General features: G+C 44.8%; 19 protein-coding genes and 5 pseudogenes. 9 read left to right on the top strand and 15 right to left on the bottom strand.

Annotated features, from left to right (window positions below; genetic code table 11):
- Positions 1–28: 28 nt before the first annotated feature.
- Together HPL003_RS20480 and HPL003_RS20475 are read left to right on the top strand one after the other, a co-directional pair.
- A complete protein-coding gene (locus tag HPL003_RS20480; RefSeq protein ID WP_014281663.1) occupies positions 29–1,531 on the top strand; it encodes a methyl-accepting chemotaxis protein in 1,503 nt (500 codons plus the stop codon).
- 37 nt (positions 1,532–1,568) lie between these two features.
- Positions 1,569–2,258 carry an NAD(P)H-binding protein gene (locus tag HPL003_RS20475; protein WP_014281662.1) on the top strand — a complete coding sequence of 230 codons (690 nt, stop codon included), beginning with the start codon at positions 1,569–1,571 and terminating at the stop codon, positions 2,256–2,258.
- A 73-nt stretch (positions 2,259–2,331) separates the two neighbouring features.
- Here the strand turns inward: HPL003_RS20475 and HPL003_RS20470 are convergent, their stop codons facing one another.
- Entirely contained in the window at positions 2,332–2,988 is a 657-nt protein-coding gene (locus HPL003_RS20470) for a TetR/AcrR family transcriptional regulator (RefSeq protein WP_014281661.1), read from the bottom strand.
- A 155-nt stretch (positions 2,989–3,143) separates the two neighbouring features.
- On the opposite strand from HPL003_RS20470, the gene HPL003_RS20465 reads away from it, so the two are divergent.
- The 3 genes from HPL003_RS20465 (at position 3,144) to HPL003_RS20455 (ending at position 5,966) form a co-directional block, all read left to right on the top strand.
- A complete protein-coding gene (locus HPL003_RS20465) occupies positions 3,144–3,986 on the top strand; it encodes an SDR family oxidoreductase (protein WP_014281660.1) in 843 nt (280 codons plus the stop codon).
- A 66-nt stretch (positions 3,987–4,052) separates the two neighbouring features.
- Positions 4,053–4,895: an SDR family oxidoreductase gene (locus tag HPL003_RS20460; RefSeq protein WP_014281659.1), complete on the top strand. Its 843-nt coding sequence runs from the start codon at positions 4,053–4,055 to the stop codon at positions 4,893–4,895.
- 30 nt (positions 4,896–4,925) lie between these two features.
- Positions 4,926–5,966, top strand: a complete 1,041-nt coding sequence (locus HPL003_RS20455; RefSeq protein ID WP_043922467.1) for an aldo/keto reductase — start codon at positions 4,926–4,928, stop codon at positions 5,964–5,966.
- A gap of 549 nt (positions 5,967–6,515) precedes the next feature.
- Here the strand turns inward: HPL003_RS20455 and HPL003_RS20450 are convergent.
- From HPL003_RS20450 to HPL003_RS20435, 4 genes are all read right to left on the bottom strand, one after another.
- A complete protein-coding gene (locus HPL003_RS20450; RefSeq protein ID WP_014281657.1) occupies positions 6,516–7,205 on the bottom strand; it encodes a metal-dependent hydrolase in 690 nt (229 codons plus the stop codon).
- Positions 7,202–8,452, bottom strand: a complete 1,251-nt coding sequence (locus tag HPL003_RS20445; protein WP_014281656.1) for a multidrug effflux MFS transporter — start codon at positions 8,450–8,452, stop codon at positions 7,202–7,204. Before HPL003_RS20445 ends, HPL003_RS20450 begins: the two co-directional genes overlap by 4 nt.
- A gap of 145 nt (positions 8,453–8,597) precedes the next feature.
- Positions 8,598–9,233 carry an FMN-dependent NADH-azoreductase gene (locus tag HPL003_RS20440; protein WP_014281655.1) on the bottom strand — a complete coding sequence of 212 codons (636 nt, stop codon included), beginning with the start codon at positions 9,231–9,233 and terminating at the stop codon, positions 8,598–8,600.
- A gap of 36 nt (positions 9,234–9,269) precedes the next feature.
- Positions 9,270–9,653 carry a tautomerase family protein gene (locus HPL003_RS20435; protein ID WP_014281654.1) on the bottom strand — a complete coding sequence of 128 codons (384 nt, stop codon included), beginning with the start codon at positions 9,651–9,653 and terminating at the stop codon, positions 9,270–9,272.
- 67 nt (positions 9,654–9,720) lie between these two features.
- Here HPL003_RS20435 and HPL003_RS20430 point away from each other — a divergent pair, with 67 nt between their 5' ends.
- The 4 genes and pseudogenes from HPL003_RS20430 (at position 9,721) to xerS (ending at position 15,478) form a co-directional block, all read left to right on the top strand.
- Entirely contained in the window at positions 9,721–12,306 is a 2,586-nt protein-coding gene (locus HPL003_RS20430; RefSeq protein ID WP_337998887.1) for a helix-turn-helix domain-containing protein, read from the top strand.
- Between the two features lie 91 nt (positions 12,307–12,397).
- A pseudogene (locus tag HPL003_RS30655) lies at positions 12,398–12,841 on the top strand (Rrf2 family transcriptional regulator).
- A gap of 571 nt (positions 12,842–13,412) precedes the next feature.
- Complete coding sequence (locus HPL003_RS20420; protein ID WP_014281651.1) at positions 13,413–13,898, top strand: FMN-dependent NADH-azoreductase; 486 nt, start codon at positions 13,413–13,415, stop codon at positions 13,896–13,898.
- A 509-nt stretch (positions 13,899–14,407) separates the two neighbouring features.
- Positions 14,408–15,478, top strand: a complete 1,071-nt coding sequence (gene xerS / locus HPL003_RS20415) for a tyrosine recombinase XerS (RefSeq protein ID WP_014281650.1) — start codon at positions 14,408–14,410, stop codon at positions 15,476–15,478.
- A 485-nt stretch (positions 15,479–15,963) separates the two neighbouring features.
- Here xerS and bla read toward each other — a convergent pair whose 3' ends face one another.
- The 10 genes and pseudogenes from bla to HPL003_RS20375 form a co-directional block, all read right to left on the bottom strand.
- Positions 15,964–16,875 carry a class A beta-lactamase gene (gene bla / locus HPL003_RS20410; RefSeq protein WP_014281649.1) on the bottom strand — a complete coding sequence of 304 codons (912 nt, stop codon included), beginning with the start codon at positions 16,873–16,875 and terminating at the stop codon, positions 15,964–15,966.
- Positions 16,876–17,215: 340 nt separating this feature from the next.
- Positions 17,216–18,307: pseudogene (locus HPL003_RS20405) on the bottom strand (serine hydrolase domain-containing protein); the annotation flags it as partial.
- 1,501 nt (positions 18,308–19,808) lie between these two features.
- Positions 19,809–20,016 (bottom strand): annotated as a pseudogene (locus HPL003_RS29975) (MFS transporter); the annotation flags it as partial.
- Between the two features lie 54 nt (positions 20,017–20,070).
- A pseudogene (locus HPL003_RS29970) lies at positions 20,071–20,298 on the bottom strand (tyrosine-type recombinase/integrase); the annotation flags it as partial.
- Positions 20,299–20,450: 152 nt separating this feature from the next.
- Positions 20,451–20,590: pseudogene (locus HPL003_RS29965) on the bottom strand (AzlC family ABC transporter permease); the annotation flags it as partial.
- Positions 20,591–20,846: 256 nt separating this feature from the next.
- A complete protein-coding gene (locus HPL003_RS20395; protein WP_014281646.1) occupies positions 20,847–21,968 on the bottom strand; it encodes an acyltransferase family protein in 1,122 nt (373 codons plus the stop codon).
- Positions 21,969–22,046: 78 nt separating this feature from the next.
- The gene (locus HPL003_RS20390; RefSeq protein ID WP_014281645.1) at positions 22,047–22,667 is read right to left on the bottom strand and encodes a malonate decarboxylase holo-ACP synthase; all 621 of its coding nucleotides are present in this window, start codon (positions 22,665–22,667) and stop codon (positions 22,047–22,049) included.
- Entirely contained in the window at positions 22,661–24,334 is a 1,674-nt protein-coding gene (gene mdcD / locus HPL003_RS20385) for a biotin-independent malonate decarboxylase subunit beta (protein WP_014281644.1), read from the bottom strand. The genes HPL003_RS20390 and mdcD overlap by 7 nt, the downstream gene beginning before the upstream one ends.
- A complete protein-coding gene (locus HPL003_RS20380) occupies positions 24,324–24,623 on the bottom strand; it encodes a malonate decarboxylase subunit delta (RefSeq protein ID WP_014281643.1) in 300 nt (99 codons plus the stop codon). Before HPL003_RS20380 ends, mdcD begins: the two co-directional genes overlap by 11 nt.
- Before the next feature lie 28 nt (positions 24,624–24,651).
- On the bottom strand, positions 24,652–25,476 hold the full coding sequence (locus HPL003_RS20375; protein WP_014281642.1) for a triphosphoribosyl-dephospho-CoA synthase: 825 nt from the start codon (positions 25,474–25,476) through the stop codon (positions 24,652–24,654).
- Position 25,477: the final 1 nt, after the last annotated feature.

The following is a 25,477-nucleotide window of genomic DNA, read 5'->3' as shown; positions in this document are numbered from 1 at the left end:
CAAAAGAAAAAACCGGGAGGTTCGGATCTTGACGAAGCTTTCTGATCTATTCCATAACAGAAAAGACTATGGAAATTCGGATTCCACCATCAGTGGATATATCTTTTTAATGTTTTTAACCACACATATCTTCATGGAATTTATGCTTTTATATCTGGATTTGAAGATCGCTGCTGTATACAATCTATTTTCGATCTTAATTTTCGCGGTCTGCATGTATTGGAACCACATCGGAAGATCCAATATGGCCATACTTTTGGGCGGCCTTGAAGTTGCTGTTTTTGCAATGATCACCACCATGACGGGAGGATGGTCGCTGGGCTTCTACCTGTTCATGTTTACCACGATTGCCCAAATATTTTTCTCTCACACGTTGCAAAGAGGGGCCAAAATTGCGATCTCATCTCTCGTCATTATTGCTTCTGTGGTGCTTAAAGTCGCAAGCATAGGGGTTCAAATTCAGGTATCACAGACCGTGGAGTTAATGGTATACGGTTTTAACTTTTTTGGTTCGCTCGTAGGCGTCAGCTTGTTTTATTTTTACTTCGATGGTCAGCGGAGAGCGTTGAACAATGAGACACAAAAAACGAAAGAACTTGTCGGAAATCTTGAGAATATTTTCAATACAAATCATGTCGTTGCGGAAAAAGTTGAAGATATCAGTAATCAGTTTGCCCAAACGTTCAAGGACAACCTGGATTCGCAAATCCAGATCGGTCATTCGGTGGAATCCGTGGCTCAGGGCAGCAGGGACCAAAAGGCTACCAATTTTGAGATGGCCCAAAAAGTATATGATTTTGGAGAAATGATCGAAACCTTAAAACAGTCTGTCGAGCAAATACACCAAAAATCAGACCGGGTGTTAAACCTGAATGCTCAGGGCTTGAATCATATTCATGTCCTGGATAACATGTTTTCCAATAATAAGGAAGAAACCCGAAATCTTCAATACGCTGTAACTGAATTGCAGCAACGTGCGCAAGAAGTAAGCAAGATTGTTGATGTGATTAAATCGGTTTCTGATCAAACCAATTTGTTGGCTCTTAATGCATCCATCGAGGCAGCAAGCGCGGGTGAGCATGGAAGAGGCTTCGAGGTTGTTGCTATGGAAGTTCGGAAGCTGGCTGGAACGTCCCGAAAAGCTACGGAAGAAATTGACATGATGATGAAGAATATCAATGATAGCATTCGTCAAGCCGATCATAATATGGAAAAAGTAAACAGCATTGCGGGAATTCAAAAGGAATTGTCCGATGAACTGGAGGACAAATTCAAAAACATCGAATCCGAGATTACAACTGTAACGAATGAAATTCAATCTGCTAATCGGGATATCGGTGAAATCACGCAATTCAAGGAAAAAATTGTTCAATTGGTCGATGCGCTGTCTGAGGTTTCCGAGAAAAACAATGTGGCTACAGAGCATATTTCGGATACCGTCAAAGTGCAAAGCACTTCCATGCAACATGCAAATACAAGCTTGAATGAATTGTTAGCTTTATCTCGTAAATTGGTGAACGGAAGAGTTTAGAAATCAAGGAATGCCTGGAGCAATAGGAGGTTGGACAATGGCAAAAAAACAAGGAGCTACAGCCGTCGTAGCGGGAGCGACCGGACTTGTCGGACAGCAGCTTGTGAAGCTGCTGCTCAAACATCCAGCTTATCGGCGCGTCGTTGTGCTTGTGCGGCGTGACATGGGAATGTCCCACCCGAAGTTAATACAGAAGCAGCTTTCTTTCGATCGACTGCAGGAAGAGTTGGATGGAACATTGCTGAAAAATGCTGACGTATTTTGCGCGCTTGGAACAACGATTAGACAGGCTGGCAGCCAGGGAGCGTTCCGACAGGTGGACTATGCCTATCCTTTGGCGTTGGGACAAGCAGCGAAGCAACACGGTGCTGCCAAATTCCTCATCGTAACTGCCATGGGTTCGTCTGAGCGATCAACACTTTTTTATAATCGTGTAAAAGGGGAAGTGGAACGGGATTTGCGCCATCTGGGTCTGCCGAGAGTAGTCTTACTGCGACCATCGTTCATGCTCGGAGACCGGGAGGAAAGACGCCTTGGAGAGAAGGCGGGCATTATTGCCTTTCAATTACTCCGTCCCTTCATGATCGGTTCGCTTTCCCGGTTCAAGGCTGTGCATAGCAGAGATGTCGCTCAAGTCATGATTCAGGCGGCTCGCCAGAAAGCACCAGCCTGGGAAGCTATCAATTCCGACGAAATTGCACGCCGGGCCACCGCTTCAAGAGCATAAACAACCAATTAGCAATAATCTTCCGGTTCATATCTGTATAGCCAAGTCGCCCCAAAGGCGGCTTTTTCTCTCCTTATAAATAGCGTGAATTTTTGGTAACAAAGAAACGTACGGTCTCTTCAATAGGAGAGTCATCCAAGCTGTGCAGGTACTTGTCCTTCAGAAGTTTTCGTTTTTGCATATTGTAATAATCCATTAAGGCGCTTTGTAGCAGCAGATTATGGCGGATCAGAAAGGAAGGATCAAGAATCCGACGTAAAATGAGTTGGTCATCCAGGACGAATATTGCAGCGTTCACCGGGTGGAAGATCCCTTTTTCCGAACCTAGCCGATACAATTCTTCGAGCTGAATGAAGCGAAAATGCTGTGCATCGACAATCTCTTCATATAGTGGCGGATGATTATTTTTAAAATCCTCAAAAAAATGCTCTGGAAAATAAAAATTGATCATTAGTGATTGCTCAAAGGTTTTTTGGTAGCGATCAATCACGGAGTCATCCTGATGAAAAGAAAAAATGTCTTCATTGCGAAGATAATCTTTAAAGTTAGAAATGACCGAAGCCAAAATGTCTTCCTTGGAAGAGAAGTATTTGTACATCGTTACTTTACTTACGTCCATGCATTTGGCCATGTCTTCGGCACGCATAGAAGTCAGGCTTTCCTTGCGAGTCCGGCGAATTAGCCGATAAATCATCGTTCGTCGTGTTTCGTCACGTTGATTGTCAATCATTTATTCTCCCCCTATCTATATAAATGATATTATAACACGATTTGAACCCTAGAAACCATAAAAACTAAGTTAACTATTCTCGTTGATTTAGTTAATTGGGTATGGTATTATACTTCTTGTAGGAAAACAATATATGGTGTGGAGGCGAGCTATTCATGAAAACGTGGTTTATTACCGGCACTTCAAGAGGATTTGGACGAATTATGACAGAAAAACTGCTTCAGCGTGGGGATCGAGTTGCAGCCACGGTTCGCCAGCAACATGCTTTGGATGATCTGAAGCAGCAATACGGTGAACAGCTATGGGTTTCTACTCTGGATGTCACGGACGTTTCCGCGATTCGGGAAGTTGTAAATCAGGCGTTTGAAGCGTTGGGACGCATTGACGTGATTGTGAACAATGCCGGGTACAGTTTGTTTGGAGCAGTAGAGGAAGTTAGTGACGAGCAAATTGCGCATCAATTCAATACAAACTTTATGGGTTCGCTACAAGTGGCACGTGCCGCAATCCCGCATCTGCGTGCACAAGGAGGGGGACGCATTATGCAACTCTCGAGCATGGCAGGTCAGGTCGCGATGCCCGCTGTCGGCATGTACCATGCCTCGAAGTGGGCGGTTGAAGGATTTTTCGAAGCCCTTGTGCAAGAAGTTGCCCCGTTCAACATCCAAGGGACGTTGGTCGAGCCAGGCGGTGCACGGACAAGCTTTGGGAGCGAAGGGATGGTCGCGGCAGATGCTATGCCTGAATACGAAGGTACTCCCGTCGGTTATATGCGTAGCTTGATTAGCGGATATGGAGGAGATTCCATTCCGGGTGATCCGGTAAAAATGGTTGAAGCCATGATTGAGGCAGTTGACCAAGAAACCGCTCCTCTCCGGTTAACGTTGGGCAGCGATGCATACAAGGCGATTCACAAAAGTCTGACTGCGCGCTTAGCTTCACTGGAGCAACAAAAATCAGTCGCGTATTCCACTGATTTTGAAACGGCGGAAGCTTGAAGAATGCAAAAGGGCTGACTATAACATTACAAAACTAATTTAAATAAAATATGGAGGGAATCATAAATGAAAACATGGTTTATTACAGGTACATCAGGCGGATTTGGACGAATCCTGACGGAACTGCTACTGGAGAGAGGGGACCGAGTTGCGGCCACGCTTCGCAAACCCCAAGCACTGGATGATTTGAAGGAGCAATATGGAGATCGACTTTGGATCGCTACGTTGGATGTAACGAATACGGAAGCGATTAACCAAGTGATCGATCTCGCTTTCAAAGAATTGGGTCGTATTGATGTCATCGTCAATAATGCCGGGTATGGTTTGTTTGGGGCAGCTGAAGAAGTAAGCAACGAGCAATTAAACCACCTTATTCAAACGAATATCTTTGGCTCCCTGCAAGTGACGCGCGCAGCCTTGCCTCACCTTCGCGCGCAAGGTGGCGGCCGCATCCTTCAATTGTCCAGCATGGCTGGTCAAACGGGAATTCCTGCATTAAGCATGTACAATATGTCTAAATGGGCGGTAGAAGGGTTCATTGAAGCTCTCTCGCAAGAAATTGCTGCCTTTAATATCCAGGCGACCTTGATCGAGCCCGGGTCAGCTCGAACCAACTTTTCGGGAAGCAGTTTGATTGTAGCAGAAGGGATCGAAGATTACGCCCAGACACCAGTTGGCTATATGCGACAGATGGCTGAACAACCAAGCGATCGGCATACCCCCGGCGACCCTGTCAAAATGGTTAAAGCGATGATCGACGTAGCCGATGCGGAAAACGCGCCGCTTCGATTAACGCTGGGAAGCGATGCATACGATGCGATTCATACAAGTCTAAGCTCTCGCTTGGCGGCGCTTGAAGGACAAAAGGAGACTGCGTATTCAACCGATTTTGAGGCGAAAGCTGAATAATTTTTTAATGGAAAGGGATAAGAAAATACTATGGAATATGTGAAGTTAGGCAATACTGGCCTAGATGTCTCCAGAATAGCTCTCGGTTGCATGAGTTATGGCGACCCTGAACGTGGAAGACATCAATGGACCTTAAATGAAGAAGAAAGTCGTCCCATGATTAAGAAGGCTCTTGATCTGGGTATCAATTTTTTTGATACGGCAAATGAATATCAGAAAGGCAGCAGCGAAGAAATTGTTGGCAGGGCTCTAAAGGACTTTGCCAACCGAGATGAAGTGGTCATCGCAACCAAAGTGTTTGCTGGAATGAGAGAAGGACAAAATGCGGTAGGTCTCTCCCGAAAGGCCATCATGACGGAGATTGATCACAGCCTTAGACGACTGGGTACAGACTACATTGATCTTTATCAAGTCCATAACTGGGATTACAATACGCCCATTGAAGAGACGATGGAAGCGCTGCATGACGTTGTAAAAGCTGGCAAGGCACGTTATATTGGAGCTTCCAACATGTATACCTGGCAATTTCAAAAAGCGCTTTATACTGCCGAGCGCCATGGGTGGACCCGGTTCGTCAGTATGCAAAATCATCTGAACTTATTGTACCGAGAGGAAGAACGGGAAAAGCTGCCGTTTTGCAAAGAGGAAAAAATCGGTGTGATTCCATGGAGTCCGTTGGCCAGAGGCAGATTGACCCGGAACTGGGATGAAACAAGTTTTCGTGCGGACAACGATATGTTTGGCAAAGTTCTATACCAGGCAACAGCAGAATCAGATCGAAAAGTCATCGAATCGGTGAATGAGGTAGCGGAAGCGCGTGGAATTCCTCGTGCTCAGGTCGCTTTGGCATGGGTGCTGCAAAAAGATGCTGTTACAGCTCCAATCGTAGGAGCTACGAAAGAGCAGCATTTAACCGACGCAGTAGCGGCACTGGACGTTCGATTGACTGACAAAGAAATCGAGAAACTGGAAGAGGCATACGTTCCTCATCCGGACAATCTTACCAATCTTACGTTTTATGCGAAACAAAATGCTTTGATGAAATCCGTCTCCGCCCCGTCTGCTCATTAATGATTTCAAATAAGCAATACGAAAGAGTCACCCACGTGTAGGGTGGCTCTTTCGTATGATCAGGTTAGCCAGTAAATTTGCTTAATGAAGAAGTTATGCCTTTGGCCTTAGTATTTATTGTATTAATCAAATTGATTTCTTCATCATTATCCAGGTAGTCGTACGTCATAAAGGGAATGTTTAATTCAGAATTTGTCCTTCGGTATACCGTTTGATTCCTCCAAGGCGATGTTGCCCATCCATTAAGGAAGCCTTACTTTTACATAACAATCGTCCTTGGAAACTGTAAACTTATTTTCACGTTATGCATAATTGAATGAATAAACTTCATGGCAAAGTATGCTCAACAATAACGAATTTACATTTGTTCAGAGAAAATCCAAAAAATCAAAAGCGGGCGCTATCCAACAGGGGAGAGCGCCCACTAAATAGAAATAACTTAACTTTCGGTTTGACCGACCATAAGTCATGAAGTTGTTTAGTGGGTGGGATGCAAAAGCTATTAAAATAGCGACTTATACTTATATAAGTTGATCCTTATAAATGAATTCAAGGAATCAACTCCAGCCTTTCTCCCGGTTTCAACACTTTCCCTACCCCTTCCTTTAGAAGCGAAGCGAAGTAGTGAGGGTCTTGTTTGATAGTAGGGAACGTATTGAAATGGATCGGCACAACTTGTTTCGCTTGAAGCCATTCAGTTGCCAGTGCAGCATCCTCTGGTCCCATAGTATGGTTGTCTCCGATCGGGAGAAATGCCAAATCGATGTTGTTGAGTTCTCCAATCACCTTCATATCGTAGAACAAACCTGTGTCTCCTGCGTGGTAAATCGTTTTGCTCTCTGCCGTGAACAGAATCCCTGTAGGCATTCCCGTATAGATGATTGTTTTGGTCTCCGGATTAACATGGCTTGAGCTATGAAAAGCTTGGGTTAATTTCACTTTTCCAAATTCGAATTGGTAGGCTCCCCCAATGCTCATGGCATGGGTTCGTACACCTTTCCAACTGAGAATATCCGCTAGCTCGGCCGATGCAATGACCAGCGCGTTATTTCGTTTCGCAATTTCCACAGTATCTCCAACATGATCCCCGTGACCATGGGTCAGAAGGATTACATCAGCCTGCACGTTGGCTGCTTCCAAATCGGTGTTGGAGTTGCCTGTAATAAAAGGATCAATAAGAATGGTTGTGCCATTGGTTTCGATTTTTACAACCGAATGTCCATGATAAGATACTTTCATTTTTCTTCCCCCTTTGGTTGAATTGGCGATGCCGGGTGTATTCGGATTAACGTGACGTAACAAACCATTGCCGCGATATTAGAAAAGGCAATAACCAGTCCCATGGGAATTGCAGATTGCCCTCCACCAATACCGGTTAAGGGCGCTGCGAGCCCCCCTAATATGAACGAAATCAAGCCAAGCAGGGCAGAAGCGCTTCCTGCAGCATTGCCGTACTTTTGCATAGCTAGGGAAAATCCCGTTGTCGTTACGATCCCAACACTGGATACCACGATAAATAATGGCACCAGCACAGCGTATAGTCCACCGCCGCATAATAATTCTACTAACAATGCCACACCACTAAGCGTAGCCAGGGAAATTCCGCTAACGAATAGCTTATGCTCACTAACCTTACCAGATAGTCTACCCGTAATTTGCCCCGCTATAATCAAACCCAACCCATTCAGGGCAAATATTACACTAAACAGTTGCGGAGAAGCTCCGAATATATCCTGAATCACAAACGTTGAACCTGATATATACGCAAACATCGCAGCAAGGACAAAGCCTTGCGATAATGCATAGCCCATGAACGTCCGGTCTTTGCTCAGGGTACGGAATGTGAAAAGCGTTTGTTTCAATCCGCCCTTAGCTCTTCCTTCGGCAGGCAACGTTTCTTCCAGGCTATAGAACACGGCAAAAAATAAAGCTACGGCGATCAGACTTAACACAAAGAATACGCCTTGCCAGGAAGAAATGCGCATAAGCTGTCCACCAGCGATCGGTGCAAAGATCGGTCCCGCCCCGTTCACCAGCATTAGAAGCGAGAAAAACCGGGTTAATTCCGGCCCTGAAAAGAGGTCCCTCGTAATCGCTCGGGAAATCACGATCCCAAAGCTTCCTGCCAGACCCTGAACAAACCGCAGCGCAATAAATGCCCATATCGATCCACTTAAAGCACACCATGCAGATACGATGACGTATAGGATCAACCCCGCAAGCAACGGCCTTCGGCGACCATGAATATCGCTCAGGGGTCCCGCTACCAATTGCCCGAACGAAAGCCTCAGCATACAGGATGTCAGGCTGAGTTGGGCAATGGAAGGTGCAGCCTGTAAATCCTTGGCCAATGTCGGTAGCGTGGGCAAATACATGTCCAGGGAAAAGGGAGCGAGCGCCGCCAAGGCGCCCAAAATAACGGCCACTGTCGCACGTCTTCTGCGAGTCAGCGTAACCCCTGCCCGTGTATTTGTCATATTGTTCATCCTCTCGGACATCCCGAATGAGTTGTCAATTTTTAATGCTCATTAAATCCTCAATGGAAGATGCAAATAAACTCTCATAACCCTATGAGAGTTTTATTTGCATGAAAGTAATGAAGCATGCTTGAATCACTATCGGAAAATACTCTTAGAAATTCTTCGCAGCGTTGCGGGCTTTTTCGATTGCATCGGCTTTGATTTGGGGAGCGCGGTCTCCCGCCGTGGACAGACCCTCCACAAACAGACTGTCGAAGTCTGTTACGCCGACAAAGTTCAAAACGGTCTTCAAATGACGGCTTCCATTCTCACGTTCCGCAACAGGACCTTCCGAATAGATGCCGCCGCTAGCTTGAATGTGAAATGCTTTTTTATTATGCAGCAGTCCAACGGGGCCGTTCTCCGTGTATTTAAACGTTTTGGCTCTGACGCAAAAGGAATCAATGTACGCCTTCAATACCGGAGGGTAAGAGAAGTTCCACATTGGTGTAACGAACACGTACTTGTCCGCAGCGATGAACTCTTCTAGCAAATGATTCAATTGAGTTACTTTTTCTTGCTGCGCAGAAGTCAATTGGTCAAACGGTGCTCCCGTTTGAAGCTTGCCCCATGCCTCCAACACATCTGCGTCGATATGCGGAATGTTTCGTTGATACAGGTCTACGTGCACAACCTTATCTTCTGGGTGGCTTTCTTGATAGGCTTGTACAAATTGCTCCCCAACGGAAAGGCTGTAAGATGCTTCTGGATTACCGGGATGCGCAGTGATATAAAGAACAGTCGACATAGTTAAAACTCCCTCTCTCTTATGAAGAATTACGAATTAAACAATAAATGGGGCGATGCCGTTGCCATAAGACCAGTTGTCTTTCGTGACTTCAATTAAATTGATGAAAACATCTTCCGTTCTAATGTTGCACTGTTGATGCAGTTGTTCAGCTAATGCCGCATAGAACTCTTTTTTTACTTCGGACGATCTGCCGGCATTCAGGATGATTTGAACGATGAGAAATCCATCGCTTCTTTCAATGTCCAGACAGTTTGGATCAAAGCTGAAGTTCTCCTGGTTGTGTTCCTCGATAATCAGAAAACGATCATTTTCAGGCACGTGCAGTTTGTCCACGATCGTTTGCGAGACGACCTCTTTAATACGGGCTTTAGCTTCGCTCGAACGTCCTTCCAACGTGACGATACGTGTTAAAGGCATGTAGATTACCTCCTCTTTTTGTTGATATGCTTTATTTTATCTGTTAAAATCCTGAACATGAATGTACATGAGTTCGTGTTTGTTCGTGTCAGAGATGTTCAAACTATTGAAGCCAGGTGATAAGATGGAAGACGAAAAATCTTCGAAAGATTGGCCCCATGATTGGATTAAAAAAATTCGTTCCAGGCCCGCTAGACATAGCCTTTCCAAACGAATGCGGCAAGTTGACTTGGCAAGGCAAGTTGGCGTCGATCCACGAACCGTTCAACAGTGGGAGAACGGAGATCGTCTTCCCAGCGTTGGCAGCCTCAAACGTTTGATTCAAGTCTTTTTGGAGGAAGGGCTCTTCTTGGAGGGGGCTCAGCGGAAAGAGGCTGAGGAGCTTTGGCTTGCAGTAAAACGTTTCTCAGAAGCGCGTTCTGCAACAAAACGGGAGTTTCCGGATTTTGATGTCAAATGGTTTGAAACCGTAGCTTTGTTTGAAGGTTCCGCGCAGGAAGGTCGGGTTGCCACGCAAGCCGTTTCAGTTGCAAGCAAAAGTCCGTTACCAAAGCTTCTTTCTCACTTTGTAGGAAGAAGCCAACCCATGGCCGACCTGAAAGAACGGCTGAAGATTCATTCCCTTGTTTCAATCGTAGGTCCCGGGGGAATAGGAAAAACGTCTCTTGCCGTTCGAGTCGCTTCAACGCTTGCAGAAACGTATCCGGACGGTATTTGGATGTTTGAATTCGGCGCCGTGAAGGACCATCATTTTTTGGGCCAGTTTCTGTTATCCACTATGGGACTGCAAAATCAAGTGAATCGAACGGATCTCCAAACCATATTGGATGTTGTGTCCAACAAGAGAATAATGTTTATTTTCGACAATTGCGAACACGTCATTGATGCATGCGCGGCTTTAGCCGAATCACTCCTGATGGCTGCGCCAGCACTAAGCATCCTGGTCACGAGCCGGGAATCCTTGAACATCTCTGGGGAATACGTCTATCGGCTCCCCCCGTTATCCTTTCCAGGGGAGGAGTATTCGCTGGGCGAACTCTCCGAAGAAGAAATCAAGGAATTTGAAGCCGTGCAACTGTTTTTGGAACGTGCGCGTTTGGCGGCCCCTGAGTTTCAGCTCACGCTGCCAAACTTGAAGCTTGTCGGTGTCATTTGCAGAAAATTAGAAGGAATTCCGTTAGCCATTGAGCTTGCGGCTTCCAGAATGAGCATGTTGACACTGGAACAGATGGAAGAGCGTCTGGCGAGTCTGCTGACATTATTGACTGCGGGAAAACGAAATGCTGTGCCGCGTCAAAAAACGCTGAAATCTACAATCGATTGGAGCTACGATCTATTAACCGGCAAAGAGCGACTGCTCCTGAGGAGGCTCAGTGTATTTTCAGGAGGGTTTACGTTGGAGGCAGTGGAGCAGATCTGTAGTTGCGAACCCATATCGTCCATCGTTGATGATAAACTTGTCCGGGAAGATATGCTTGATCTGTTATCTGGACTGGCCAACAAGTCACTCGTCTCAATCGAAATCAGTGATGACTACCACTACATCCGTTATTTCATGCTGGAAACCATTAAGGAATATGCTGACGAGAAGATGCGGGAGGAAACTGACGACCGTAACAGACATGTTCTTCTTGAACGTCATGCTCAATATTACAACCAAATTTTGAATCGCGCGGAAGCCAAGTTCAGGACTCGCGAGCGTCATGCCTGCCTTGACGAAGTGAGACGGGAATATGCAAACCTGCGCTCAGTCATGCAATGGTCTTATGAAAACGCGCATGCCAACCCGATTGGGCTTCATATGGTTTCGAACCTTTACTGGTTCTGGCTTCATGAAGGCGGGTTAAAGGAGGGCTTGTTTTGGCTTAATCGTTTTTTGGAAAGTACTGTTCATGAAGAACTGCCTGGTGGAGATTTTGCCAAAGCATTGCATGGGCGGGGCGTCATTCAATTCGTCCAAGGAAACGTTAAAGATGCCATGGTCTCAGCTGCACGCAGCGTTGATCTCGCCCGTGATCTAAATGATGCTGTACTATTAGCCTCTTCTCTTCGTCTCATGGCATTTCTTTACATCAACCAGCTACATTCGGAAGAAGCCGAACCTCTCGTTCAGGAGAGCATTGATATAGCGAGGAAAACGAAGGACATGTGGAATTTGGCGGCTTCGTTGCATGCTTACGGAAAGCTTAAGCTGGAACAAAAAGAGTTTCATGACGCATCTATACTTCTAAAAGAGAGTGTGTACTTCTTCGAATTGGTTCAGGATAAATGGGAAGTATCCGGTCCGTACGAAAGCCTCGGTTATGCTGCCTTGAAACTTGGGCAGATCGATCAATCCATTGAATGCTTCAAAAAAAGTATTACGATTAGCCAAATCTACAAAGGGACATGGATTCTCTCTCGTGGAATAGAAGGACTGGCTATAGCGTTTTGGGCAAAGAAGGCTTATCCAGAAGCGACCATCCTTCTAAGTGCTGCTGAGAAATGTCGCGAAAGCTTCGGAGGTGCAGCCATTCCGAATTTTCCCGTGGAGCATAATGTAGCGCTTCTTGATCTTCAACATGTTTTAAATGAACAGGAAATGCGTGATATTTGGAACAAAGGAAAGAGTCTAACGAAAGACCAAATTCTTGCATATTCGCTAGAAACCTAGATGTGAGACACCCAACACGGCGGGAATATGATAAACTTTTTATATAATAAGACGAAACGAATTAGAGACCATCAATGGAACCGACTAAATTATGAAAATAAGCAGCAGATTTTCAATGGCGGTTCACATTAATTCCTTGCTAGCTACCGCCAAGAATGTGCACTGCACCTCGGAATGGTTCACCGATATCGTCGGTACGAATCCGGTTAATATTCGGAAAATACTCGTGCAGCTAAAGAAAGCGGGATTGGCGGGCGTACGAGCCAGTATAGGGGACACTTTTTTGCTTATAGGGCTCGACTGCTGAATGTTTATCGGGCAGTGGAAGTCATGAAGGAGGAAGCTCTTCCATATCCATGAACAGCCGAATCCCGAGTGTTTGGTCGGGCGCAAATATTCAAGCCGTTCTGGAGCTGAACTTTAGACGAACCTAAAATGCAATGGAAGCGAGCTTGGCTAGGTGTATGAGTTAGTTTCCAAGCTTGCAAAGCATATCAAGTGGAAGAGGGGACATCATTTTTTGAAGTTGTTGTAAATGTTATCATTACAACGACAAATCCCGGAATTCGTGAGAGGAGGTGCACAGGCTGATTTTAAGCCAAAAAAAAAGATGAACAATGTCTAATTTAACTCGAAGTTTTTATAAACACCGCCCAAGCATTCAATGTTTAGCTGAGGATGCAGAGTGGACGGAAGCGTTCGGGTTTCCATATATCGGTACTTGTATCCGATACGAGGAAGCTGCCCAAAATGTATTTCCCAATTAGGTAGTGAGTGGGATAGGTATAAAGCAAAGTAAGCAATTATTACAAAGACGGGGATACCGTCATGCGGCCTGCGTCTATTCAGGGGTCTACAAATTCGAGCGAATTTCGCCCATAAAGACGCCCAAGGCTATCTCTGACGAAATAGCTATCGATGGCATTGAAGACGATCGTTATGAAATTTGTAGCAGACGATTCGGGTCGCAAAGAGCGGAGTGAATTCGCCGGCGACATTCAAGCATTGAATCCTGAATTATTTAAATCATAACAAAGGAGTGGATTTATCATGGCAATTGTATTGTACGTAACCAGGAGACCAACATAGGAGATGAAGTCATTCATTTGGATCTGTACCGCATGGATCTTCCGCAAATCGACGCCGATCTTCTAAGACGCTGGGGGCAACCGCCAAGCGGTCCTTCTTTCGATGAACTCAGCGAGGAGTCGAAGGTCAAAGCGGTGCGGATACGCGAGATTGTGGATCAATTCATGGCCGCGGATAAAATCGTCATTGTCAATCCGGTATGGAATTATTCTTTCCCGTCGGTTCTGAAAGCGTACATTGACGCGGTTACGGTTATAGGAAAAACCATTAAGCGATCCGATAATGGGCTGCGGGGGTTGTCCGGTTTGACAGGGACTCAGCAAGGCAAAAAAGTGATGCACATTCAGGCTTCAGGCACGGTTCTCTCCCACGGGAAGTTTAAAGATGTCGAGTACAGCCACAGTTATGTAAATGCTATCATGAATTTGCTGGGTATTGTGACGATGTGCAGGCTATTTTTGTTGAAGGTATCAGTGAGCAGCCAGATCAAGCACAGAGCATAAAGGAGCAAGCAATCCGGCAAGCCATATTGGCAGCCAAAGCGTTTTGATGAGCCTAAAGAAAGTCTTAGGATTTTTTTGTTTTTCTTTCTCTTTTTTACTATTGATAAGGGTACTGGATCAAGCATTGTGCTTCTTCGCAGCAAGGTGAGCATATTATAAGGAAGGTTCGGACCGCAGACAGCCTACGTTTAAACTCTTCAATTTTGGATTGCGGACACGTATAGGCTAGATTACGAAGCCCAAAATGAGTTTCTTTACACCTTTACTATAATCAGTAAGTTCATGTTGATTGATGTGTGTATTTCAAATCAACGATATTTTTGTTACATTAAAACAGGAGGAAAGGAGATACTTTTCGGCAATGGGTACAGGTTCTTGTCCTCCGACAGAAGAGAAATCATATTTATCTATACTATGGTAAGAGAACGCGAGTAAATATAATTACGTAAAATACTGTTTTGACGAATATTTATAGCTGAAGTATAATACTTTACGGAGGTTATACATATATGGATAAACAAATGAAAATGCATTACATGAAGCGAATCGATGAAAAATTGTCTGATCTTCCGTGGTTTGTTACGGAATTTATTGATAGCAGGAAGCGAAAACTTTCTCCCACAACGCTTCTGAACTATTGCCATGACTATATTATATTTTTTGATTGGTTAGTTGCAGAAAACTTTACTGAAGATAGCCGTAAAAACATTAAATTAGCCGCTTTGGAGAAACTAACGATTCGTGAAGTGGAAAATTTCTTGTCTTTTTTAGAGTATCAACTTGGCAATACCAAGCTAACCATCAACCGTAAATTGTCCTCGCTAAAATCCTTATTTGATTACTTACAGAACAAAGCTGAAACAAGTGACTTAAAGCCATATATCCAGCGCAATGTTATGGCCAAAATGGATTTAAACGCGGTTAAAGAAAGCCAAGAAACCATTGCCAATCGTATTGATGGGAAAATTCTTAGGGAAGACGATTTTGAGTCATTTAGGCAGTTTATAGCTCATGATTTCGGAGAAATCAATAAAGAGAATAAACGCATTTACAATTTCCATCAATTGAACCGTGAACGAGATACAGCTATTGTTTCCCTCATTTTAGGATCTGGTCTTAGGCTCTCTGAGGTTGCAGGCATTAACATTGAAGATTTGGATATGAATAAAGCTTTGGTACGTGTTATACGAAAAGGTAATAAAGAGCAATATGTATATTTCAGCAAGCAAGCGTTACTAGATTTAGAAAATTATCTGCAGATTAGAGAATCCAGATATATCCCAGAAAAAAACGAAAGCTTTTTGTTTATTGCGGCTCCCATAGGTCGTAAAGGAAAAAGCCGACGTTTAACGCAGCGATCCATTGAAAAACTAATTGAAAAGTATGCTTCAGCTTTTGGAAAACCAGCATTAACCGTGCATTCTCTGAGACATTCATTTGCAACTCGTTACCACTTAGAGAACAATGATGTGCCTAGATTGAAGAACCAATTAGGACATTCCTCAATACAAACAACCATGATCTATACACATTTAACAGATGAAGAAATGCGAAATGCGGTTAATAATATGGATAAGTAATGTAGGGCTCGTCAAATAAGTGACACAAAGTTTCCTACTTAGTTTGATAAAAAAAAAATCACCTCATTCGCTTGGAGAAAAAAAACTAAGTTACTCAAAATTCCGATTAAACTGCTAAAGTAGGGAACTTTGTGTCAATGTACAATCGAGAACAAAAGTAATTTATACTACTTGTAATAATAATTTTATTTTGAAAGTTGTGACAACACAGGTACCGGGTATGTCAAGTTTCAAAATACAACCAACATACATATTCACAAAACCCGTATTTTGTACATTAGTCAAAGAGACTGACGGCTCTTCTAATCTTTCATTAGAAGTAAAAATTGACAAGAAGTTCCTACCCAAAATCAAAAACCCCTTGTTTTATAAGGGGCTTCTTGGTTGGCGACTTTATGTCATTCTACAAAAGTTAAGAACTTGTTACCTTCCTTTTGTGCTTGGTTTAAATAGCCCTATCGACTTACCCAGCAGCTCTGCTACGCTTACTCCAGAGCCTTAAAGGCCGCCTTGGCTGCCTCAGCGATTAGGGCATTGTTATACTCTGCATCTTCGGTATCACGGCTGGACATTACGGCAATAATGATCGGCTCCCTGTACGGAGGCCATACGATGGCAACGTCGTTGCGTGTGCCATAGCTTCCTGCGCCTGTCTTGTCACCAACTACCCAGCCCTCTGGCACAGCCGCCCGAATTAGTTCGTCACCGGTAGTATTTTCCTTTAACCAGCCGATAAGCAGTTCTTGTTTGTCATTAGGCATGGAATCGTCAATCGTCAGCACTTTTAAGCTGTTGGCAAGGGCGTTGGGCGTACTAGTATCACAGTGGTCCCCAGGAATCGCTTCGTTCAACTCTGTCTCATAACGGTTGGCCATAACCACAGTGTCACCGTTGTCTCTCATCGCTTTTTCGAACCCTTCGGGCCCGCCGAGCGCCTTTAGCAGCAAATTTCCTGCCGTATTGTCGCTATAACGAATAGCCGCATCACTGATTTCCTTGAGATTCATCCCGGTATCCACATGCTGTTCCGTAATCGGTGAATACGTGACCAGATCATCCTTGGCAAAGTTAATGACTTTGCCCAGTTCATCGTTAGACTTCTGCTGCAGGACCGCGCCTGCTGCCAGTGCCTTGTAAGTGGATGCATAGGCAAAACGTTTATCGGCCCGATAGGCAACCTCTTTCCCTGTTCCCGTATCAATAACATATACGCCCAGCCGCGCGTCAAACTTGATTTCAAGCTGTTTAAAAACCACATTCGCTGCGTTTGAGTTTGGCGGCTCCTTTTCAGTCGGCGGAGTTGAAGCCCCCTGTTTTGTACAGCCAACGAGCAGCACAAGAAAGAGTGTCATCGCAAATAAAGCTATTCTATTTGTATTTAATACGTATTTTTCCAAGATTTAGCCTTCTTCCCCTAAAAATATATCGTCTGTTTGAACCCCTGCCAGCAGGTTATACCCGATGTCCTCCTCTCTTCTCATTTCTACATGTATTACAAATGTAATATTTCAGTTATTATATTTGTGGTTTTTAAAATTCAAGTTACAGAATTTTGATAGTAGAGCTCACCGACCGAATATAAAATACGCCGTCGTTATGTCCCTAGTACATCTTATCTATTTGAAGTCGTTTTCTTCTGAATGCGGACATATGTGCCTCGATTGCATAAAACGACGGTTAATTATAGCAGAAACCGACATTCGCCCTCAAATAAAGGGCGCGATGTCGGCTTTAAACTTAACGGCCAAACTCCTTATCGATTATTTTATTGTGAGCCGGCTCCACTTCCGGGGCTACCGAGTTGATGCACGTTACCAAAATATGCTGCCCGCCTAAAGATCCGAAGGCTCTTGATTCAAGTCCGAAAGTACCGCCGGCATGTCCCCAGAATGATTGCCCGTCAGCTGTTTTTATTTCATAAATCCCTAGTCCGACTTTACCTATAGGTGAATCTACTGTCGTGAGCATCTGGTCCATTATCTTTTGATTTAGAAGCTTTCCGCCCAACAGCGCACTGAAGAAGGTGGTCAAATCTTTGGTTGTTGAGACTATATCTCCGGCTGCATTTGCCCATGATTGACTCATTTCTGTTAAATCATACAAATGACCCGATCTGTCCATATTATATCCTGTGGCATGCTTACCCGGAATATCGTGACTATTTTCCATTACAAATGTCCCTGTCATCCCGAGAGGTTCGATCAACCGTTTCCTGATCTGCTCCGCATACGTATCTCCCGTTACCTTCTGAATAATTTGACCGGCTAGCATAGTATTCATGTTCGAATAGTTCCAGCCCTTCCCTGACGCATATACAGGCGGCTTTGCTAGCCCCATGCTGATAAGCTCGTCGGACGAATAGTAACGGAATGGATTTTGAGGCAAGGTAATATCTCGAAAATCAAGATCAGTATAGCTCGCGAGCCCGCTTGTATGGTTCAATAGCTGACGAATCGTAATTTTGTTGCCGTCATACCCATTACCCTTTATGACCCCCGGCAGCCATTTTTCGACCGAATCATCTAGGTTCAATTTTTTCTCCTGAGCCAACTGCAATACAACAGTAGCAGTGAATGTCTTCGTGATGCTTCCAATACGGAATGAAAAATCCGGCTCCATCGGGCGTGGTACTTCGAAACTGGCTGTACCCGTAGCGTAGGACCAGCGTTCCCCATCCTGTAGCCCGCCTGCCACGACACTTGGAACTCTTTTGTTGGTAACTACTTGATCCATGACACGTTTGACTTCTTCCCGATGCTTTCTTTTCTTTTCTTTCTCATTGAGTTCTTTTTTGGGTTCTTTTGCGAACTCCGACGATAAAATATTGTCGGTATTGGCAGCTTTATCGATAGCTTGATTAGTTGCCGTCTGACCCTCTGCGTGGAAAGTTCCATAAGCCAGTGTACCCGCCAATATAGCTGTTAAAGTAAGTGCTACTCCTTTTAGAATGGTGAATGATTTCATAACGCAATCGCTCCTATTATTTTAGAATGTTGTTCTGCTTTCCCCCCTCACCTTACCTCCGATATTGTTAAATCGAACAGTGATAAAACCGCCAAACTTTTGATGACATCGTACTTGGACCTGTCACATATACCGCATGACAAACTGTCAACTGTCTTATATGACTAGGTCTGAATCATTCGAAAATTGATTTGCAAAAAATATAAGAAGGTGTGCGTAATTCGTGTTCTCGATAATGAAAAAAAGGTTCTGATTATAATAATGGAATTTAATTAGTGTAAAAAAAAAGGAAATAACCTTTGATCCGGTATAAGTTTAGATTCAGGGCCTTTTGAAAGGAAAGGTATGATCTTAGCCTTTGACATTACTATGCTCTCCTTTTACATACTGATTTCATTTTTGAATGAAGAAATTGACATTGAGCATTCTTTAGACACAAAAAAAACCGTGAAAATAAAAAAATGCCCTAAAATAGGTACATTCATGTCTTCATGGCTATCGCCTAAAAATTTTAATAAGGAGACAATATCTCCTTCCTTACTGTTCGCTTTATAATTGAAGTAAAGACAATGTTAATCGGTTCTTGATAAAACTATAATTACACTACGTTTTAATGAACTTTGAGGAAAAAGTGAGTTTCAAAATACTGTATTTTTATTATGTCTGCTGAATGAACGGATTCTCTAATGTCCACGAACACAGAAAAGCGTTTATGATAGACGTTATGAATCAGTGATGAAATATGTTAAGACAGACAAATGGCGAAAGAGACTTTAGGACAAGCAGATCGGCCGGTTTATTTAGTCAGTGATTCTGTTTCATCCAAACACACTTCTCCTGCCAGTAAGGCAAGGGTTTTATGGTCTTGTATTTGAGTCCGTCTGTAAAATATGCCGCTAAGATTCGTTCCGAAAGTTCGAAAGCTTTCCCATGAACGGCTGCAAAATGCGTTAAGCGGTAAGCATCAAAGGTGTTTGCCGGAATTGTTTTATCAAAACAGTAGCCAAGACCCACCTGTTGCGCCGTATCCGTACCTGCATGTATGCTTTGCGGGTTTTAGACTCCTCTTCTTGACCTATATTCCACTCATAGCACAATAGAATGTGCGACTATAACTGTGAAAAAAAAGAGCGGTTATTCTCCCGTAATAAAATAATTACGTAGTGTAATCCTTGGCCAACTTGGTTCCGATATAGAATATTCCATTCATAACTGGATGCACATGCGGTGGTAAACAGAATCTCCGATGGGGTACCGACCAGGTGGAGAATTCTTAGTTTCGGCTTTCGGAGGGGAAGCCTAACACACAACAAGCCGCTCCGGCGATTAACAGCCTGGGCGGCTTGACTCTAGAGTGTGGTGGAGGTATGGCGCCGCCCGAGACGTTCCGGGGCATAATGGCGAAAAACGGTCCGTAAGGGGCATACATGGCTGCGCCGGCGATGATCAGCAGAATAAAGGAAATCCAGAAATGATCCGCTCCAGTAAGAAGCGTAGAAGGCGACGGCGCCTACCATCAGAAACGGCCAGACAAAGGCTTTACGGTTCTCCATCTTATCCGAAAAGTATGATAGCGTCGATTTTTTCCTTTGCGACCAACGGGAACTGCAATAAACAGAAAGCTTTCGTTTTTTTTCTGGGATATATCTGGATTCTCTGATCTGCAGATAATTTTCTACATCCAGTAAAGCTTGCTTACTGAAATACACATATTGTTCTTTATTACCTTTGCGTATAACACGCACTAAAGCTTTATTCATATCCAGATCTTCAATGTTAATGCCTGCAACCTCAGACAACCTAAGACCTGATCCTAAAATGAGGGAAACAATGGCTGTATCTCGTTCACGGTTCAATTGATGGAAATTAAAAATACGTTTATTCTCTTTATTGATTTCTCCGTAATCATGGGCTACAAATAGTCTAAACGACTCAAAATCGTCTTCTCTGAGGATTTTCCCATCAATACGATTGGCAATGGTTTCTTGGCTTTCTTTTTACTACATTTAAATCCCCCGAGCAGCAGATTCACTGCAACAAATTCCATCGATCCGGCAAAATAAGTAAGGACATAAGGACTGCATAGGCCGCACCAAAACCGGTGTTGTTCATAAAGATACCGTATGCAATCCCCAGAAATACAAACCCTAGCGGCGTGTCTCGTTATATGAGGATTTGGGCGTGTACCAGCTGTTTTTCATATGAAGAATGAAAAGCTGGAGCGTTATTGCACATTCCGTATGAACACATTTAGTATGAAATGGGAGGAACACCAAAAAAGGTATCTCTTCAATCATCGAGATACCCTTTATGGTTGCCGTCTATATACCAATAACTTAAATACACCCAAATTATATCGTCATATACACGATGTTACGTGAATTATTTGCATTAAGCACTTATCTTAGTGATTGTTGCTGTGTGCTCCTTTTTGTCTCAGAAATACCCCCTCAGCCCACACCTTTAGCTGCGCAAAGGCATAGACGACGCCGAAGGAGCAGGCTACAGTCGTCAGATAAACCAACAGCAGCCCCACGAAGAAAGGAAGCTGGCCTATCAAGTCACCAAACAAACGCAGCACGATGACCAGCATGAACACATTCGCTGTAAAGGCCCGGTACGCGTAAGTAGATAACCATTTGTAATAGGGAAGTGAACGGGAATTCAAGCTGATCAGATGCCTTGCCAGCATGTAAATCAGGAATATCACGACCAGACTGTACAAGGTCATGGACGGCTTCAAATAAATCAGATTTCCGAAGGACATATCCTCAAATCCAAAACCGAAAAATTCGTGATTTGTCCAAATGAGAATAAGAAGCATTACCGGAATGAGTATGAACTGAATCCGGCGCAGCACTCCGTCGAACTGTTTCTTATATACCCAAGCAATTCCACCTAGTAAAGCATAAATAAAATAACTAACGAAAAAGCGATCAAGGTAACGCAGACTAATTGCGTATACTCCTTGGAATACGAAGGTATCGTACATCCATAGCCACGCTCCGAAGATCACGAAGCTCACAATAAGTAGCGGAATGACCCGCTTAGGCTTAGCCAGGTATCTGTAGCAGATGAAAATAAGGACTGGCATCAGCAATTGAAATTGCAGCATCATCACCGTGTACCAATACTGTGATGATGCATTACCGAGCACAAATGACTCGATGAGCGTCCAGAATGATGTAACGTGCTGGTTAACCTGAATTTCCGGGAAGAAAATTAAGCCAGCTGCTGCCCACAGTAAATAAGGAATTACGAGCTCACCGAATTTTTCCTTGTAAAAATGGGATACCTTAGTATGCTGATTATTTTTCACCATCCCATATACGATGGCAAAAATAAAGACTGGGGCAGTATACTTTACTATATTGAAAATAACGCTTAATAAAGCTAGGTCATCATTAGTGTGTGCATACTTCAGAGACATTCCCAGAACGCTTTGCAAGATCGCTCCACTGACGGCAAACACCTTTAAGATATCGCTCTCATTAATATTAATATTCCGCTCTTCAGTATTTTCCATAATACGCACTTCCCCTTTGACAACTTGCCTGAAGCCAAATGGTCGTGCATTCCTCCCTTTTGCCGTTGATTATACTCCTTATTGCCAAGGATTACGGACAAGCTTGGGGCCCGAAGAAGTTCGCAGCACCACAGAGCTGGCCCGTCTCTCAAGAATTTCGCGCAGGACATAGGCACCGTCTCTTGTCTCCAATTGAATATCAATTCGAACATCCAGATGCTCCAACTTGTGCATAAGTCTTTCAGCTGCAGCATAATCAATAACCTCTGAACCATCTATAACAAGATCAAGATCACTCGTTTCCTTCACAGCGGGGTATTGCGTCACTATTTCGAACCCCGCACTTCCCACTGGTCCCCAGCGCCAATCCAGCATAATTTCTGCTAATAAATCCATCACCTGCAGGACAGGCTGTTGCCGTCTCGTTGCAGATAAAGAGTTCCACATCTGACGCTCCGCTATCGCATAAGGAGACACGAGCTGGCACACGCCCTCCGGGTCGAGCAAGGCAGCTTCCCGTTGATTTCGCTCTGTTCCACGGATTCCGACGGGAATACAACCATCTGCCGACGGTTCAGCTCGGCGAATGACCACAAAGGGGGTCCGCCTCAACGAGGCGGTTACCCATTCCTTGTCTTCATCCAAGGAGAGATATTCCAAATTAGACACTTCAATCAGATCATGTGGCCGAATTACCATTGCTCCCAAAGCGCTTTTCGAACGTTATTAGTCGCCGTACGTCCACCTGCCAGAGCTTCCTTGGTCTGCAAGCGGAAGCTAAGGTCACGAGGCGCTCCTTTCGTACTCTCGATAGCCTCGGAAATAGTCCGTTCCACAATGGCTACATCACTGTTCTGTGGATCGTCCGCTTGGATCCCGCTCAGCAGCGAATATAGTGCTCCCAGTGTACTGTAGCTGCGCACATCATAGGCCATGGCTGGGACTTTCTTGGTAGCTTCATCCAGCTCTGCAATCGTCCGCTTGGTGATTCGGGCAGCAGAAGCCTTGGACATAGCTTGAATATTAACTTTGCTGTCATCCAATGCGATCAAGCGATTTGATTGCAATCCATGTGCAAGGAATCCTCCAGAAATCGCGTTACCAACGATCACACCGATGACTGGATGCCCTTCTAATCTAGCGGTTGCATAAGCGTCTGCGCTTGCTGCGAGAGCAAGACTAATACCAATCAATTCTTCCTTATAGCCATAGGCTTGACTCGGTACATCGATGACAACGATGATTGGACGTTTGGTGGCTTGATCCTCATCCTGACGAATAGCATCTCTGACGATTTGGGCCACTGTCCAAGCTTCGCGCATACCGACCTCGCCATTTCTGACACGCGGAAAACGGTTAGAGGTATCTGGAACGATCGCAATATATCTACACAATTGTCCATTCTTCTCCACATCAGCTGCTAGCACAGAAGGAACATCACTGATGGGGTGATTTATGCCTGTCAAACGTGAGAACCAGTAGTAACCTCTGCTATCCGAAGCGTCAGATGCACCTTCTCTTGCCAGCGGAACAGGCTGCTGTACTGGCTGGATCTGCTTGTAAAATTCGCGATAGCGCTCAGGTGTCCAAGCTTCTGTAGGATCAAGATTGCTTAACAGGGTCAGATAGAAATCGATTTGCTCTGTTTTAGCAGGCTTTGCCGGTGCCTTGAGCGCAGTATCAATCGCTTCGATAACTGCATCCGTCGTATCTTCCACCACTTCGTCAATCAATCCGGTATGGAAGCGCTGGTTGGCTCCGATTGTGTTCCAAATCAAGGCCTTATCGCTGGAATCGAACTCCATGACCCCTGCTTCCTGTTCGATTACCTCCGGCCCGTTGAGTCCAAGACGCGCCTTCTTCGTAGCAAGCAAAGTGGTGAACAACTCAGCAGTAATGGACATTCCCCCGAATGCCCCTACGCGGCCCGGGATCAGTCCGATAACCGGTACGTATTTACGCAGACCGACGATCTGTGTCGCAATCTCCGAAATCGACAACAACCCATAGTTCGCTTCTTGTAGCCGAACGCCCCCTGTATCGAAGATCATGATGGGATATAGTTTGTTCCCACCCTTATTCGCTTCCAGTACTAGTTCGAGCGCTCCGGAAATTTTGGCACCGCTGACTTCTCCAATGCCCCCTCCTTGAAAAGCGCCTTCCATCGAAATGATCAAGACTTTCTGCTTGCGTATTTCTCCAAGAGCCAGAATGATTCCGTCATCACTCTGAGGAACGATGCCTTGCGGCTCAAGGTGCGGGGATTGTATTTTGTCCAACGGCCCAAGCAACTCCCGGAAAGTCCCCTCGTCCAGTAACGCCCTGGCTCTCTCGCGTCCATTCAGCTCCACAAAACTATTCTGCATAGTCAAGCACCTCCAGCACTTGCGTAAATCTAAGCATTACTACCCCCGGAGTAGCTCCGAAGTCATTAACCGTAATGTTGGCAGTAATCGGATACCGGGTAAAAAAACGTGTCAGCACATTCTCCCATACTTGTCCAAACCCTTCACTTCCTGTTAAAATGCTGACATTGGTGTTCTGGCCCTCCGCAGGCTCTACAATAATCTCCAAATCCCCCGAACCGACGACACCGATATGTGCCGGCTTACGGATGGGCTTCGTCGTTTGAAATTGAAACTGTAATTTTTCCATCCTTCAGGAACACCTCCAAGTAAAAGTATCAATCGATGAGAAACAATGTGGCGGCTAGCAGATCGGCACTCCCTCCAGGTGAGAGCCGTCTAAATTTACAATACTCGGACAATCGGTAAAACAGCTTTCTGCCCGACTGAGTACTGAATCCGTCTGCTGCAAGGAAGGCACCGGACATTTGCTTAATCGTCATCAAATCCGACCACTGACCGCGATGTAGGATGCAGGTATCGTCCACACTTGCCATCAAAGCCAATAATGCTTTGATGCGTGCCTCCTCCTCCGTCCTGCCACAAGCTCTGGCATTCAGCAAAGTGGGTAGGGCATTATCACGGATGTGAGGAAAACCGAGCCTCGCCTCTTCCTCTGCTCCCATTACCGCGTATCTCTTCTTCACCGATTGTCCATTCGTCTGCTGCACCGGGCGATACCGGTCATTAAACGATGCGATTTTTCCTGCAACGCTCATAATTTGTAATGGGTCCCGTTCTCCAGACAAGACTGCCCGTGCACTCACTAGAAGGCCAAGGGCCCAAATGGCCCCCTTATATGTATTCACACCATTGGTTGTACGGAGCATTACTTTCTCGCCATCTCTCCCGATTTGAGCAATTTTCTCGCGCAATGCCTGGTTCACCGGATGTTGGTAGGACACATTGGCTATTTCCCGAAATGTATTCTCCAATGATCTCGCGGATCCAAGCATCAGATCAATTGACATGTCGCTATGAGAGCCATTGTCTCTGGCATCCACAAGCCCAGGCTTGGGCGTAAGCAATGCCTCTTCCATCAGTGCCTTTACAGCCTTGGCAGCCAGGGCAACCGCAAGAGCTGTATGTTTGGTCGCGAGCATA

Origin of the sequence: Paenibacillus terrae HPL-003, from assembly GCF_000235585.1 — a bacterium.
GTDB classification, from domain to species: Bacteria; Bacillota; Bacilli; order Paenibacillales; family Paenibacillaceae; genus Paenibacillus; species Paenibacillus terrae_B.
This window is presented reverse-complemented; position numbering and strand designations above follow the sequence as displayed.

Excerpts from the sequence above, each read along its gene's own strand:
- HPL003_RS20440 (WP_014281655.1), bottom strand. The coding sequence starts at position 9,233 with ATGTCGACTGTTCTTTATATCACTGCGCATCCCGGTAATCCAGAAGCA.
- HPL003_RS20475 (WP_014281662.1), top strand. The coding sequence starts at position 1,569 with ATGGCAAAAAAACAAGGAGCTACAGCCGTCGTAGCGGGAGCGACCGGA.
- HPL003_RS20435 (WP_014281654.1), bottom strand. The coding sequence starts at position 9,653 with ATGCCTTTAACACGTATCGTCACGTTGGAAGGACGTTCGAGCGAAGCT.
- xerS (WP_014281650.1), top strand. The coding sequence starts at position 14,408 with ATGGATAAACAAATGAAAATGCATTACATGAAGCGAATCGATGAAAAA.
- HPL003_RS20395 (WP_014281646.1), bottom strand. The coding sequence starts at position 21,968 with ATGGAAAATACTGAAGAGCGGAATATTAATATTAATGAGAGCGATATC.
- HPL003_RS20430 (WP_337998887.1), top strand. The coding sequence starts at position 9,721 with ATGAGTTCGTGTTTGTTCGTGTCAGAGATGTTCAAACTATTGAAGCCA.
- mdcD (WP_014281644.1), bottom strand. The coding sequence starts at position 24,334 with ATGCAGAATAGTTTTGTGGAGCTGAATGGACGCGAGAGAGCCAGGGCG.
- HPL003_RS20460 (WP_014281659.1), top strand. The coding sequence starts at position 4,053 with ATGAAAACATGGTTTATTACAGGTACATCAGGCGGATTTGGACGAATC.
- HPL003_RS20450 (WP_014281657.1), bottom strand. The coding sequence starts at position 7,205 with ATGAAAGTATCTTATCATGGACATTCGGTTGTAAAAATCGAAACCAAT.
- HPL003_RS20455 (WP_043922467.1), top strand. The coding sequence starts at position 4,926 with ATGGAATATGTGAAGTTAGGCAATACTGGCCTAGATGTCTCCAGAATA.
- HPL003_RS20445 (WP_014281656.1), bottom strand. The coding sequence starts at position 8,452 with ATGAACAATATGACAAATACACGGGCAGGGGTTACGCTGACTCGCAGA.
- HPL003_RS20375 (WP_014281642.1), bottom strand. The coding sequence starts at position 25,476 with ATGCTCGCGACCAAACATACAGCTCTTGCGGTTGCCCTGGCTGCCAAG.
- HPL003_RS20470 (WP_014281661.1), bottom strand. The coding sequence starts at position 2,988 with ATGATTGACAATCAACGTGACGAAACACGACGAACGATGATTTATCGG.
- HPL003_RS20465 (WP_014281660.1), top strand. The coding sequence starts at position 3,144 with ATGAAAACGTGGTTTATTACCGGCACTTCAAGAGGATTTGGACGAATT.
- HPL003_RS20390 (WP_014281645.1), bottom strand. The coding sequence starts at position 22,667 with ATGGTAATTCGGCCACATGATCTGATTGAAGTGTCTAATTTGGAATAT.
- HPL003_RS20380 (WP_014281643.1), bottom strand. The coding sequence starts at position 24,623 with ATGGAAAAATTACAGTTTCAATTTCAAACGACGAAGCCCATCCGTAAG.